The sequence below is a fragment of the Streptomyces sp. Xyl84 genome (assembly GCF_059731885.1).
The window spans coordinates 915,123-929,093 of sequence record NZ_AP029182.1 but is presented as its reverse complement, the minus strand read 5'-3'; the positions used below and the strand labels follow the sequence as shown (position 1 = coordinate 929,093).

Annotated in this window: 9 protein-coding genes; 4 read left to right on the top strand and 5 right to left on the bottom strand. The window is 74.3% G+C overall.

All coding sequences use genetic code 11. The features are described 5' to 3' along the window. Positions 1-3: 3 nt before the first annotated feature. On the bottom strand, positions 4-2,568 hold the full coding sequence (locus AC6I72_RS03955) for a CHAT domain-containing protein (RefSeq protein WP_498004582.1): 2,565 nt from the start codon (positions 2,566-2,568) through the stop codon (positions 4-6). Between the two features lie 171 nt (positions 2,569-2,739). On the opposite strand from AC6I72_RS03955, the gene AC6I72_RS03950 reads away from it, so the two are divergent. The 3 genes from AC6I72_RS03950 (at position 2,740) to AC6I72_RS03940 (ending at position 5,299) form a co-directional block, all read left to right on the top strand. Continuing rightward, complete coding sequence (locus AC6I72_RS03950; RefSeq protein WP_497999474.1) at positions 2,740-4,176, top strand: S8/S53 family peptidase; 1,437 nt, start codon at positions 2,740-2,742, stop codon at positions 4,174-4,176. Continuing rightward, on the top strand, positions 4,173-4,814 hold the full coding sequence (locus AC6I72_RS03945; protein WP_366726099.1) for an RNA polymerase sigma factor: 642 nt from the start codon (positions 4,173-4,175) through the stop codon (positions 4,812-4,814). Before AC6I72_RS03950 ends, AC6I72_RS03945 begins: the two co-directional genes overlap by 4 nt. A gap of 65 nt (positions 4,815-4,879) precedes the next feature. Further along, complete coding sequence (locus AC6I72_RS03940) at positions 4,880-5,299, top strand: hypothetical protein (protein ID WP_498004581.1); 420 nt, start codon at positions 4,880-4,882, stop codon at positions 5,297-5,299. A gap of 27 nt (positions 5,300-5,326) precedes the next feature. On the opposite strand, the gene AC6I72_RS03935 is transcribed toward AC6I72_RS03940, so the two are convergent. The 3 genes from AC6I72_RS03935 to AC6I72_RS03925 all read right to left on the bottom strand — a co-directional run bounded on the left by AC6I72_RS03935 (position 5,327) and on the right by AC6I72_RS03925 (position 10,621). Further along, on the bottom strand, positions 5,327-6,610 hold the full coding sequence (locus AC6I72_RS03935; RefSeq protein WP_497999473.1) for a cytochrome P450: 1,284 nt from the start codon (positions 6,608-6,610) through the stop codon (positions 5,327-5,329). 358 nt (positions 6,611-6,968) lie between these two features. After that, on the bottom strand, positions 6,969-9,188 hold the full coding sequence (locus tag AC6I72_RS03930) for an NADP-dependent isocitrate dehydrogenase (protein ID WP_497999472.1): 2,220 nt from the start codon (positions 9,186-9,188) through the stop codon (positions 6,969-6,971). A gap of 353 nt (positions 9,189-9,541) precedes the next feature. Continuing rightward, entirely contained in the window at positions 9,542-10,621 is a 1,080-nt protein-coding gene (locus AC6I72_RS03925; protein ID WP_497999471.1) for a mechanosensitive ion channel family protein, read from the bottom strand. 268 nt (positions 10,622-10,889) lie between these two features. On the opposite strand from AC6I72_RS03925, the gene AC6I72_RS03920 reads away from it, so the two are divergent. Beyond that, positions 10,890-12,929, top strand: a complete 2,040-nt coding sequence (locus AC6I72_RS03920; RefSeq protein WP_497999470.1) for an ABC transporter ATP-binding protein — start codon at positions 10,890-10,892, stop codon at positions 12,927-12,929. Between the two features lie 284 nt (positions 12,930-13,213). Here the strand turns inward: AC6I72_RS03920 and AC6I72_RS03915 are convergent, their stop codons facing one another. Continuing rightward, positions 13,214-13,837 carry an acetate uptake transporter gene (locus tag AC6I72_RS03915; protein WP_497999469.1) on the bottom strand — a complete coding sequence of 208 codons (624 nt, stop codon included), beginning with the start codon at positions 13,835-13,837 and terminating at the stop codon, positions 13,214-13,216. Positions 13,838-13,971 lie beyond the last annotated feature (134 nt).

The following is a 13,971-nucleotide window of genomic DNA, read 5'->3' as shown; positions in this document are numbered from 1 at the left end:
CGTTCAGGCGGCGCCGAACGCGGAGAACGCCCACCCGGTCGCCTGGTGCGTCGCGTCGCCGGGCACGGCGGCCCGGGCGTCGCGCAACGCCTCGGCCAGGGAGAGCCCGGCACCGATGCCCTTGTGCAGCGCGAGCATCAGCGGCACCACCGCCTCGTCGTTGACGGGCGCGCTGCACGCCACCACCCCGGCCGTGCCCAGCGGCAGCAGCGCGGTGACCAGACCGAGCAGTTCGTCCGCGCCGACCGAGGCGAACCGGGCCGTGTCGCAGCAGGACAGGATGATCCGGTAAGGGCTGCGGTCCAGGCGCTCGAAGTCGTGCACGATGAGCGGACCGTCCGCCATCGTCAGCGACGAGAACAGCGGGCTGTCCGCGCGGAAGGTGCCGTGCGCGGCGATGTGCGCGAGCGCGGCACCGTCCAGCTCCCGCAGCACCCGCGAAACGTGCGCCGCGCCCTCCTCCAGCACGGTCGCCGTCCCGTACCGGCCGGCCAGCTCCGCCACCTCGGCGCCGCCGGTCGCGAGCCCCGGGCCGCGCACCAGCACCGGGCGGCCGACCGGCGGCGGCGCGGTCTCGCGGGCCCGCAGCCAGCTGCCCGCCGACGGGGACACGCTCAGCACCCGCTCGCGCAGCGACGGCAGCAGCGCCCACGGCACCCGGTGCAGCGAACCCGGCGGCACCACCACGACCGGACCGGAACCCAGCTGCCGGGCGGCCGGGCCGAGCAGCAGCTCCTCCAGGCGGCGGCCGGCCGCCTCCACCAGCGGCAGCCGGGCCGCCGCGCCGGGGTGCGCCAGCCGCCGCAGGCCCGCCTGCACGTGCTCGGCCTCCGTCACCGCGTCCGCGAGCCGCCCCGCCTCGAACCGCCGTACCCGCCCCTGCCCGCACAGCAGCACGTGCACCCGCCCGTCCAGCACGGCCAGTTCGACCAGGTACCCGTCCCCGAGCCGCTCCAGCAGCCGGGCGGGCGCGAAGCGGTCACCGCCGCCCGGTGCCTCGCCGCGCAGGTGCAGGGTGCGGGAACGGATCTCGCGCTCCAGGCGCCGCTGCTCGCGCTCCAGGGCGGTCACCGGATGACCGTCCTGCCGGGCCTCCTGCGCACGGGCCGCGATCTCACGGAACGCGGTCAGACCGCTGAGCAGCGCCGGATCGGCGGGCGGCCGGGTGGGCGGAGCGGCCAGCACGGTGGCCCGCCAGCGTTCGCTCCACACCAGCAGCCGCCGCGGGCTGCCGGAGGCCAGCGCCGCCTGCTGGGCCAGCGCGGCCAGTTCGGCGCCCTGCGCGGTCGCCCGGGCCCGCAGCTCGGAGGCGCCCAGCGTCATCCTGTGGTCGTCGAGCACGTCGAGACCGCGCCGGCACGCCTCCAGCACACCCCGGCCCGAGCCGGCCGCCCGCGCCCGCAGCGCCTGCGCGGCCCAGCCCGTCATCCGGGCCAGTGGCGGCCCGCCGCGCCGGCTGCGCGCGGCGACCGCCAGATGCCGCTCGGCCTCCGCGGAGCGGCCCAGGGCGAGCGCGATCCGGCCCGCCAGCAGCGCCGCCTCGGGCGCGGCCGGCGAACCGAACGCCGCCAGCTGCCCGGCCACCGCCGCCGCGTCCGCGACCAGCCGCCCGGACCGGCGCCCGGTGGCGGCCCGCGCCTCCAGCAGCACCAGCCGGGCGTGCGCCGCCCACCAGGCACGCCGCTGCCCGCCGAACAACCGGACCGCCTCCGCCGCGCGGGTGATCGCCGTGTGCGGGTCGTCGGCCAGCCGCGCCGCGCGCGCCGCCGCCAGCAGCAGCTCCGCCTTACGGGTCGACTGCCCGCCCAGCCGGTCGAGTTCGGCGATCGCCGCGTCCGCCTCGGCCAGCGCCTCCGGCGCCAGCCCGGCCGCCATCAGCACCTCGCAGCGCCGGATGTTCAGCATGAACGTCGGCGTGCCCAGCTTGGCGTACCGCTCCTCGGCCTCGTCGAGCAGCCGCAGCGCCGCCGGCACGTCACCGCGGCGGAACGCCGCCAGACCGCGGCTCTCCACGGCGTCCGCCTTGTCGTGTTCCTGGCCGGTGGTGTCCCACAGCGCCTCGGCCGCGGTGAAGTCGGCGTCCGCCCGCTCCACCGCGCCCAGCGCCAGGTGCACGGTGGCCCGCAGCGTCAGCGCCCGCGCCGTCCAGATCACGTCGTCGGCCTGGCGCAGCACCCCCACCGCGCGGCGCACGTCCTCCAGCGCCTCCCGGTGCCGCCCCAGCACCCACCACACGTACGCCCGCCGGTACCTGACCCGCGCCCGGGTGTGCCCGGTCCCGCGCGCCACACCCCGCTCGAACGCCGCGAGCCCCTGCCGGGTGCGCCCCGCGTGCACCAGCGCCACCCCGAGCGTGGCCAGCACGTCGGCCTCCCGCTCGGCCGACTCCGCCCGCGCCGCCAGGTCCCGGGCCCGGCGCAGGTGCCGCAGGGCAAGCCGCAGATCGCCGAAGTCCCGCTGCCAGATACCGATCACCTGGTGCGCCACCGACGCGTGCAGCGACGAGGGACGGGAGTCGAGCAGCGCACGGGCCCGCGCCAGCGCCTCGCCGGGGTCGGCGAACACCATCGGCAGCAGGTCGAGCACCGATTCGCTTCCCGCTGTCACCTACCGGATGGTAGTGGTCCTCGAGCGGCCCCGGAACCGCGTCCCAGGGCTCTGGCACCCCGCCCGCTGTATCAACCGGGGCCCCCGCGGCTCTGACTGACGACACCGTCCCGACGGGAGGACACGCGCGCCATGGCACCACAGCGTTTCCACGAGCAGTTCGCGCAGATCCAGCGCTCGATGCCCCACGTCCCGCTGGCGATGGGCCCGGACGACTCCGCCGAGTTCCTCTACGAGAAGGGCGTGGTCCTCGCCCGCGACGGCGAGGAGGCCCACCTGGTCGAGGACACGGTGCGCACCCACTTCGCCGCGGCGCCCGACCTGACCGCCGACCGGGTGCGCCGGGCGGGCCCCCCGGCCAACCGCACGGGCGTCACGCGGATCCAGGTGGGCGACCCCGGGGAGGGCGACCCCGGCGGCGACCTCGCCGTCGCGCACGCGCTGCGTGCCCTGCGCGAGCACGAGGGACGCGCCGGACGGCGGCTGGTCAGCCGCAACCACGTGGTGTCCATCGCGGTCAACGCCTGCCCCGGCGACGAGCCGGTGCCCGCACCGCGCGCCGCGGGCACCAACCCCGCCCCCGACCGGACCCCGTACGACGCGGACACCGCCGTGGACGTCCTCGTCGTCGACACCGGACTCATGCACGACCACGGCGCCGTGCCGCTGCTGGCCCGCGTCCGCGGCGACCGCCAGGTCCGGGAGACCGACGACGACGGCGTCCTGGAACAGTACGTCGGGCACGGCACGTTCATCGCCGGACTGGTCGCCGCGGTCGCCCCCAACACCGACATCACCGTCCGGGGCAGCCTCAACGACGCCGGCGCCGTCCTGGAGTCCGAGTTCGGGCACCGGCTGTTCGAGGCCGTCGACGCCGGCGGCTGGCCCGACATCATCAGCCTCTCCGCCGGCACCTCCAACGGCCGCACCGACGGCCTGCTCGGCGTGGACGCCTTCATGCGGGAACTGCGCGAACGGGGCACCCTCCTGGTCGCCGCCGCCGGCAACAACTCCAGTGCCACGCCGTTCTGGCCCGCGGCCTACGCCGACCGGCCCGGCTACGAGGACTCGGTGCTGTCGGTCGGCGCGCTGCGCGGCGACGGCGAACACGGCGCCTGCTTCAGCAACCACGGCCACTGGGTGAAGGCGTACGCCCCCGGTGAGCGCCTCACCAGCGCCCTCACCGGCTTCGAGACGCCCGTGCCGTACGTCTACCGGCACTCCACCTACGACGCCTGCCGGTTCGGCTTCCGGTACGCCTGCACCTGCCAGTGGCCCCGGCACGCGGGCCTGTTGAGCGAGGACGGCGACAGGACCCCGGCCAAGCCGGACCAGGTGATGTTCGACGGGTACGCGCACTGGAGCGGCACCTCCTTCGCCGCCCCCGTGGCCGCCGCCATGGTCGCCGCCCACATGACGGCCCACGGGGAACGCGACCCGAGAGCCGCCCGCCGCCGGCTCCTCGCCGCCAACCGGGAGTACGCGGAGGTGCGCGGGGCGCACGTACCGGCGCTGCGCCCGCCCACCTGGCGGCCGGTCCCCGTCCGGCGGCCGGCTCCGCCGGTATGAGAACCGGAACGCTCCCCTCCACGGCGTACGATGACAGGCCGTACACGAGGGGTGGATCGGTGGACCGTGCAGATGTCGGCGTGCTCGTCCAGTCCGCGGTCGACGGTGACGCTGCGGCCTGGAAAGCACTGGTGGAGGGGCTGAGCCCGCTGGTCTGGTCGGTGGTGCGCGCCCACCGGCTCTCCGACGCCGACGGGCACGAGGTGTACCAGACCGTCTGGTTCCGCTTCGCCCAGCACCTCGGCCGGATCAGGGAACCCGACAAGGCGGGCTCGTGGCTGGCGAGCACCGCCCGCAACGAATGTCTCAGGACGCTGCGGAGCCTGAGCCGGCTGACGGTGACCGACGACCCGCACCTGCTCGACGGGGTCAGCGAGGTCGGGGCGCCCGAGCAGTCGCTGCTCGACGCCGAGGAGGCCGCGGCGCAGAGCGAGCGGATCCGGCGGCTGTGGCAGGAGTTCGAGAGACTCGGCGACCGCTGCCGCCAGTTGCTGCGGGTCCTGATGGCCTCGCCGCCGCCCAGCTACCAGGAGGTCTCGGCCGCGCTCGGTGTCGCCGTGGGCAGCATCGGACCTCTGCGCCAGCGCTGCCTGCGGCGCCTGCGCGCACGACTCGACGACGCACGGGGGACCTCGTGAACGACCGCACCGGCAACCACGACCACGACCGCGAGGGCGGTGACGTCACGGAGGCGGCACAGGGCCTGCTGGAGGAGGAACTGCGGCAGGCCGCCGCCGTCCTCGACCCGGTCCCGGACGAGCTGCGCCAACTCGCCGTGGAGGCCTACGCGCTGCACGACCTCGACGCCCGGATCGCCGAGCTGACCTTCGACTCGCTGCTCGACGCCCTTCCGGTCAGGGGCTCCGGGGAGGTGCCGCGGATGCTGACCTTCCAGGCGGGTGACCTGACCGTCGACGTGGAGGTCAGCGGGGACGGCCTGCTGGGGCAGGTGATGCCGCCGCAGCCGGCCCGGATCGAGGTGCTGCACGGCCCCCGGCCCGGCGCCCGGCTCACCGCCGACGACCTGGGCCGCTTCGCCTCCCAGGCGCCGCCCGCCGGCCCGTTCGCGCTGCGGCTGCGCACGGGGTCGGACGTGGTGGTCACCGAGTGGCTGCGGGCGTGAGCCGCGCGGGGACGCCCGGGACGGTCCTCACCAGGTGACCGGCAGGTTCTGCGGGCCGCGGATCATCGTCCTGCGCCGCCAGACGACGTCGCCTGGCGGCACCGCCAGCCGCAGCCCCGGCAGCCGGTCGAGCAGGGTGTCCACGAGCAGTTCGGTCTGCAGCCGGGCGAGGACCGCGCCGGTGCAGTAGTGCGGGCCGTTGCCGAAGGCCAGGTGCGGGTTGGGGTCCCGGTCGGGGTCGATGGTGTCCGGGTCGGGGAAGACCGCCGGGTCACGGTTGGCGGCCAGGTAGGAGACGTAGACGGGATCACCCGCGGCGATGCGCACGCCGTGCAGCTCGACGTCCTCCAGGGCGATCCGGGCCAGGCCCACGGTGCTGCGGTGCGGGATGTGGCGCAGCAGTTCGTCCAGGACCGCCCCGCGCCCGGCGGGCCGCTGCCGCATCCGCCCCATCAGCTCCGGCCGGGTCAGCAGCAGGTACAGCATCTGCCCGCAGTTGTGGGTGACGGCCTCGCCGCCGATCTGCAGCGGCCCGGCCAGGCCTACCGCTTCGTCCTCGCTGATGTCGCCCCGCCCCACGGCCGCGCCCAGCAGCGACAGCACGTCCTGGCCGCCGCTGTCCCGGCGCGCCCGGATCGTCCGCGCGATCCACCCGTACATGCCCTCCTTGGCGCGGTCGGCGGCATCGGCGCCCCCGCACATGGAGATGATCTGCCGGGTCCAGGTGTGCACCTGCTCCCGTTCGGCGGGCGGCACCCCCATCACCTCCGCGACCACCGCGATCGGGAAGGGTTCCAGGACCCGCTCCACCAGGTCCGCGGGCGGTCCGGCGCGCAGCACCGGCTCCAGGAGCGCGTCCAGGAGTTCCTGCGCGCGGGGCCGCAGCCGCTTCATCGCGCCGACGGTGAATGCGCCGGCGACCGCCCTGCGCAGCCGGTTGTGGTCGGGCTGGTCGGCCCAGGCGAGCGAACCGGGACGCGGCTTGAAGTGCGGGGCCAGCCGCGTCACCTGGCGGCCGGTGACCTCGGCACGGCTGAACCGCGGGTCGTTCGTGATCAGCTTCACGTCGTCGTAGCGGGTGGCCAGCCACGCCCAGCCCTCACCGTGGGGCAGCCGTATTCGGGTGATCGGTCCCTCGCGCATCAGCGCGGCGAGTATCGGGTCGAACTCCGGGCCGTCCAGGTCCAGTGCGGGCCACTCCCGCACCGGGGGCGGTGAGGGGGCCGGAGGTTCCGCGGTGATCGGCACGACCCGGGCGGCGGGCCGCGGAGCCACCCGGTCGGGTGAGGGCGTCGTGATCTCCTGCGTCATACATCCACCCTCACCGCGACGGGAGCGCTTGTCGCGTGGGAGTGCTCCAGCCGTGCGGCCGTGCGGGGGACCGGTGACGGTGCGCACCGCCTCCGCCGACGGCGCCGCGGCCGGTTCGGTGTCCGCGTCCCTCCCGGTGTCCGCGTCCCTCCTGGTGTCCGGCCGCGTGCCCGTGGTCCCGGCGCGCGGCGCGTCCGTCGGCGCGTGGCGGTGACCGCGTCGCTGCCGGGGCGGTGACGGCACCGCACCGGTCGTCCCGGTGCGCTCCGTACGGGTGCCGCGGACGGCTCCGCCCCGGCCCGCGTGGTGCGGGCCGGGGCGGAGCGGGCGGACCGTCAGGTCCGGGGTGTCACCCGGGTCAGCCGAGGGACGCCAGCGTCTCGTTCCAGGTGGCCGACGGACGCATCACCTCGGCGGCCTTGGCCGGGTCGGGCTGGTAGTAGCCGCCGATGTCCGCCGGCTTGCCCTGGGCGGCGATCAGCTCGTCGACGATCTTCTGCTCGTTCGCCGCGAGGGCCTCGGCCAGCGGCGCGAACGCCTTGGCGAGGCCGGCGTCGTCGGTCTGCCCGGCCAGCTCCTGCGCCCAGTACAGGGAGAGGTAGAAGTGGCTGCCGCGGTTGTCGATGCCGCCGACGCGACGGGTCGGGGACTTGTCCTCGTTGAGGAAGGTCGCCGTGGCGCGGTCGAGGGTGTCGGCGAGGACCTTGGCCCGGGTGTTGCCCGTGGCCTCGGCGTACTGCTCGAAGGACGGCACCAGCGCGAAGAACTCGCCCAGGGAGTCCCAGCGCAGGTAGTTCTCCTTGACCAGCTGCTGCACGTGCTTGGGCGCGGAACCGCCGGCGCCGGTCTCGAAGAGGCCGCCGCCCGCCATCAGCGGGACCACCGACAGCATCTTGGCGCTGGTGCCCAGCTCCAGGATCGGGAACAGGTCGGTCAGGTAGTCGCGCAGCACGTTGCCGGTGACGGAGATGGTGTTCTCGCCGCGGCGGATGCGCTCCACCGACAGCTTGGTCGCCTCCACCGGGGACAGGATCTTGATCTCCAGGCCCTCGGTGTCGTGCTCCGGCAGGTACTGCTCGACCTTGGCGATCAGGTTGGCGTCGTGCGCGCGGGTCGCGTCCAGCCAGAAGACGGCCGGGTCGCCGGTGGCGCGGGCGCGGGTGACGGCCAGCTTCACCCAGTCGCGGATCGGGGCGTCCTTGGTCTGGCAGGCGCGGAAGATGTCACCGGCCGAGACGGCCTGCTCGATCACGACCTCGCCGGCCTGGTCCACGAGGCGGACCGTGCCGGTGACCGGGATCTCGAACGTCTTGTCGTGGCTGCCGTACTCCTCGGCCTTCTGCGCCATCAGACCGACGTTCGGGACGGAACCCATGGTGGACGGGTCGTAGGCGCCGTGGGCGCGGCAGTCGTCGAGGACGGCCTGGTAGACGCCCGCGTAGGAGGAGTCCGGCAGGACGGCGAGGGTGTCGTGCTCCTGGCCGTCGGGGCCCCACATGTGGCCCGAGGTGCGGATCATGGCCGGCATGGACGCGTCCACGATCACGTCGGAGGGCACGTGCAGGTTGGTGATGCCCTTGTCGGAGTCGACCATGGCCAGCTCCGGGCCCTCGGCCAGCTCGGCGTCGAAGGACGCCTTGATCTCGGCGCCCTCGGACAGGCTCTCCAGGCCCTTGAAGATGCCGCCCAGACCGTCGTTCGGGGTCAGGCCGGCCGCGGCGAACGTCTCGCCGTACTTCGCGAACGTCTTCGGGAAGAAGGCGCGCACCACGTGACCGAAGATGATCGGGTCGGAGACCTTCATCATCGTGGCCTTCAGGTGCACGGAGAACAGCACGCCCTCCGCCTTGGCCCGGGCCACCTGCGCGGTGAGGAACTCGCGCAGCGCGGCCACCCGCATCACGGACGCGTCGACGACCTCGCCCTCGAGCACCGGCACCGACTCGCGCAGCACCGTGGTGGAGCCGTCGTCGCCCTTCAGCTCGATGCGCAGCGCGCCGTCCTCGGCGATGACGACGGACTTCTCGGTGGAGCGGAAGTCGTCGACGCCCATGGTCGCCACGTTCGTCTTGGACTCGCCGGTCCAGGCACCCATGCGGTGCGGGTGGGTCTTGGCGTAGTTCTTCACCGAGGCCGGGGCGCGGCGGTCGGAGTTGCCCTCACGCAGGACCGGGTTGACCGCAGAGCCCTTGACCTTGTCGTAGCGGGCGCGGATCTCGCGCTCCTCGTCGGTCTTCGGGTCGTCCGGGTAGTCCGGCAGCGCGTAGCCCTGGCCCTGCAGCTCGGCGACGGCGGCCTTGAGCTGCGGGATGGACGCCGAGATGTTCGGCAGCTTGATGATGTTGGCCTCGGGCGTCTTGGCCAGCTCGCCCAGCTCGGACAGCGCGTCGGGGATCCGCTGGTCCTCGTTCAGGTACTCGGGGAACACCGCGATGATGCGCCCGGCCAGCGAGATGTCACGGGTCTCCACAGCCACACCCGCCTGCGAGGCGTACGCCCGGACCACCGGCAGGAAGGAATACGTCGCCAGGGCCGGGGCCTCGTCAGTGTGTGTGTAGATGATGGTCGAGTCAGTCACCGGGTGCTCCGCTCCACGTCTGCAACATTGCTCGACATCAAGATATCTCGTGATCGGCCTCGGCTCGACAGGGGTCCGCGCCGGATCCGGCCGCCACACGGCCGACGGGCCGGATCCCGCCCCCGCGGCACCGCCCGATCGCGTTCGCGCGGGGACCCGCCCATGCGGCACCCCCTGCGTGCGTGCACCCTCTGCGTGCGGGACCCCGCCGGTGTGGCGCCCACCCGCGACCCCGGCCGTGCGGGCACCCCGTCCGGATCCCATTCCGTGCGCGCGCCGGCCGGTGCGGCACCCACCCGGACGCTCTCCGCGCGAGGACCCGTCCGCGCGGGCACCCCGTCCGGATCCGGCTCCTACGCCGAGACCGCGCCGTCCCCCGCGCCGCGTGGCTGCGGTATGACCACCGGGCTCTGCTGGAGCGCCACCGTCCGGGTCGGGGCCGGGATGCTGATGCCCTCCCGGCGGTAGCGCCGGTGCAGCCGCTTGATGAACTCGTGCTTGATCCGGTACTGGTCGCTGAACTCGCCGACGCCGAGGATCACGGTGAAGCCGATCCGCGAGTCCCCGAAGGTGTGGAAGCGCAGGGCGGGCTCGTGCTCGGGCAGCGCCCCGGTGATCTCGTGCATCACCTCGGCGACCACCTCCAGGGTCACCCGTTCGACGTGCTCCAGGTCGCTGTCGTAGCCCACGCCCGCCTGCACCAGGATCGTCAGCCGCTGCTCGGGCCGGGTGAAGTTGGTCATGTTCGTCTTGGCGAGCTGCCCGTTGGGGATGACGACCAGGTTGTTGGAGAGCTGGCGGACCGTCGTCTGGCGCCAGTTGATGTCCTCCACATAGCCCTCCTCGCCGGTGCTCAGCCGGATGTAGTCGCCCGGCTGCACCGTCTTGGAGGCGAGTATGTGGACCCCGGCGAACAGGTTGGCGAGGGTGTCCTGCAGGGCCAGCGCGACCGCGAGACCGCCCACGCCCAGGGCGGTGAGCAGCGGGGCGATGGAGATGCCCAGGGTCTGGAGCATCACCAGGAAACCGATCGCCAGGACCAGTATCCGGGTGATGTTGACGAAGATCGTGGCCGACCCGGCCACCCCGGAGCGTGACTGCGTGACCGTCCGCACCAGCCCGGCGATCACCCGCGCCGCGGAGAGCGTGACCACCAGGATCAGGAACACGGTCAGCGCCTGGTGCACATGGTGCCGGGTGGCCCGGGTCAGCGGCAGGACCGCCGCCGCACCCGCCACGCCGCCCGCGATGGCCGCCCACGGCACCACCGTGCGCAGCGCGTCCACGATGACGTCGTCACCGCTCCAGCGGGTCCGCTTGGCGTGCCGGGCCAGCCAGAGCAGCAGCGTGCGCGACAGGAAGGCCACCGCCACCCCCGCCGCCACCGAGATCCCGGCGAGGACCAGATCGTCCAGGGTCACGGCGCGGTTCACCGGCCGCCTCCGCGCAGAGCGTCTGCACGATGGGTGGCCGTCCACGGCCGTGGGCGATGCTGCGTCACGTGATCACCTGCTCGATTTTCGGATGCGCGACCGCTCATCCTGCCCCATGCGCAAGGGTAGTTCGTACCTGACCGGTGCCCGGGGCGCACGCCGCCGGAGCCCGGGAGCCAACCGGCCGGCGTCCCGGGCGCGCCCGTGCGCCCCCGCCCCCGCGGCCCGGTGTTGACCTCAACGTTGCTTGAGGTCCTAGGTTCTCCTCATGAGTATGGAGACCACCGCCTGGACGCAGCTGCACAGCGTGATGAACGCCCAGCAGGAGCGCCGCCCCTTCGCCCGCCAGACGCTGCGCCGCATCGGTGCCTTCGCCCGCCCCCACCGCCGCCGCATCGCCCGCTTCGTCGCCCTCGGAGTGGTGACCGCCCTGCTCGCCGTGGCCACCCCGGTCCTGGCCGGACGAGTCGTCGACGCGATCGTCTCGCGCGGCGACCGGGCCACCGTCGTTCACCTCGCCCTGCTGATCGCGGCCATCGCGGTGGCCGAGGCGGCGCTCGGCATCCTCGGCAGACGCCTGTCCGCGACACTCGGCGAAGGGCTCATCCTCGACCTGCGCACGGCGGTCTTCGACCACGTGCAGCGCATGCCCGTCGCCTTCTTCACCCGCACCCGCACCGGCGCGCTCGTCTCCCGCCTCAACAACGACGTCATCGGCGCCCAGCGCGCCTTCAGCAACACCCTGTCCGGAGTGGTGAGCAACGTGGTCACGCTGCTGCTCACGCTCGCCGTGATGCTCACCCTGTCCTGGCAGATCACCCTCCTCGCCCTCGTGCTGCTGCCGGTGTTCGTGATCCCGGCCCGCCGGATGGGCAGCCGCATGGCCCGCATGCAGCGCGAGGCGGCCACCCTCAACGCGGCGATGGGCACCCGTATGACCGAGCGGTTCTCGGCCCCCGGCGCCACCCTCGTCAAGCTCTTCGGCCGCCCCGAGGAGGAATCGGCGGAGTTCGCCGCCCGCGCCCGCCGGGTCCGCGACATCGGCATCCGCACGGCGACGGCCCAGTCCGCCTTCATCACCTCCCTGACCCTCGTCTCCTCGCTCGCCCTGGCCCTGGTCTACGGGCTCGGCGGCTGGTTCGCCCTGCGCGGCACCCTGGAGCCGGGCGCCGTCGTCTCCCTCGCCCTGCTGCTGACCCGTCTGTACGCGCCGCTCACCGCGCTCGCCGGGGCGCGCGTGGAGGTGATGAGCGCCCTCGTCAGCTTCGAGCGGGTCTTCGAGGTCCTCGACCTCCGGCCGCTCATCGAGGAGAAGCCGGACGCCCGTGAGGTGCCCGAGGGCCCGGTCGCGGTGGAGTTCGACGGCGTCCGCTTCGGCTACCCGTCCGCCGACAAGGTCTCCCTCGCCTCCCTGGAGGAGGTCGCGAGCCTGGACACCCGGGGCGGCGCCGAGGTCCTGCACGGCGTCTCCTTCCGCGCCGAACCCGGACAGACCGTCGCCCTCGTGGGATCCTCCGGCGCCGGCAAGTCGACCATCGCCCAACTGCTGCCGCGCCTGTACGACGTCGACGAGGGCGCCGTGCGCATCGGCGGCGTCGACGTGCGCGACCTGAGCGCCGCCACCTTGCGCGCCACCCTCGGCATGGTCACCCAGGACGGCCACCTCTTCCACGACTCGGTGCGCGCCAACCTGCTGCTGGCCCGCCCCGGCGCCACCGACGGAGAACTGTGGGACGCCCTGCGCCGCTCCCGCCTCGACGACCTCGTCCGCTCGCTGCCCGACGGCCTGGACACCGTCGTCGGTGAACGCGGCTACCGGCTGTCCGGCGGCGAGCGACAGCGGATGACGATCGCCCGGCTGCTGCTGGCCCGCCAGCGGGTCGTCATCCTCGACGAGGCCACCGCGCACCTCGACAACACCTCGGAGGCAGCGGTCCAGGAGGCCCTGACCGAGGCCCTGGCGGACCGCACCGCGGTGGTGATCGCCCACCGGCTGTCCACGGTGCGCGCGGCCGACCTCATCCTCGTCGTGGAGGCGGGCACGGTCGTCGAACGCGGCACGCACGACGAACTCCTGGCGGCGGACGGCCGCTACGCGCAGCTGTACCGCACGCAGTTCGCCCAGCAGCGCCACCAGGCCGGACAGCGGGCGGAGGAGCGGCCCGGGGGAGAGCCGCAGGAGGGGGACCGGTCCACGGAGGGGGACCCGTCCACGGAAGGGGAGCAGCAGCCGGCCGGCGCACCGCCGGTCGCGGCCGGGCCGGTGGCGGCGGGGCCCGTCACCGACGGCGCGGAGGCGGTGGCGTAGGCGCGCGGTACGCCCCGCCGGACCGGTGCACCGCGAGGTGCACCGGCCGCTGCCGCCGCGAGCGCCCCGGTCCCGATCGCCGCGTACCCGGATCAAGTCCGTCCTGCGCCCTGGCCGGGCCCGGGCCGTCTTGTGTCCAGGCCGGGTCCCGCGTCCGGGCCGGGGCCGGCCTGTGTCCCGGCCGGCCCCCGTACCCGGGCCACGACCCCTCGTACGCCGGGGCGCCCCGGCCCCGGCGTACGAGGGGTCGCGCCGCCGCCGTGCGCCCGGCCGGGGGCCGTTTCTCAGCGCGGGCCGGTCGGCAGCAGCGTCCGCCGGTGCGTGGCGTTGATGACGGCCGCCGCCGAGGCGTACCAGGCGGTGAGCCCGGTCGCGATGCCGAGCCAGCCGCCGACCTGCGTCATCACGTGCGGCGGCGCCCCGCCGAGGAACGCCCCGACGGCCAGGAAGATGTAGGTGAGCGTGAGCAGCACCAGCACCGTCAGCACGGCGAGGCTGACCCGCAGCGCGGCCACCGCCATGTAGGCGGTGAAGATGCCCCAGCCGAGCAGGTAGAGCCCGAGGGCGTTGTGCACGTCCCCGGCGACGGCGAGGTGCTGCACGAGCCACCAGTAGGTCAGCCAGAAGGCGCCGTAGGACATGAACGCCGTCGCGCCGAAGGTGTTGCCGCGCCGGAACTCGAACAGTCCCCCGACGAACTGCGCGATGCCGCCGTAGAACGCCGCGACGGCGAGCACCGGGAGGATCGCCCCGTTCTCCTTGAGGAGGCCGGTGTTGATGATGGACAGCAGCAGCGTGGTGAGCGCGAACCCGGCGAGGCCCACCGGGGCCGGGTCCGCGTAGGCCCGTGCCTGCGGGTCCGCGGGCCGCGCCTCGTCGCGGACGGAGCCGCTCGTGTCGTCAGCCATGACCACAATCCCTTCGCCCCGAGGCCGGCAGGACGGGCCACCGGGTACCCCGGCCCGCGCACTCTCAGTCGGCGTCCGGGGGCCCGGGAGCGGACGTGACGGACGCCGGACCGACGCCGTGGCACGCGACCGAG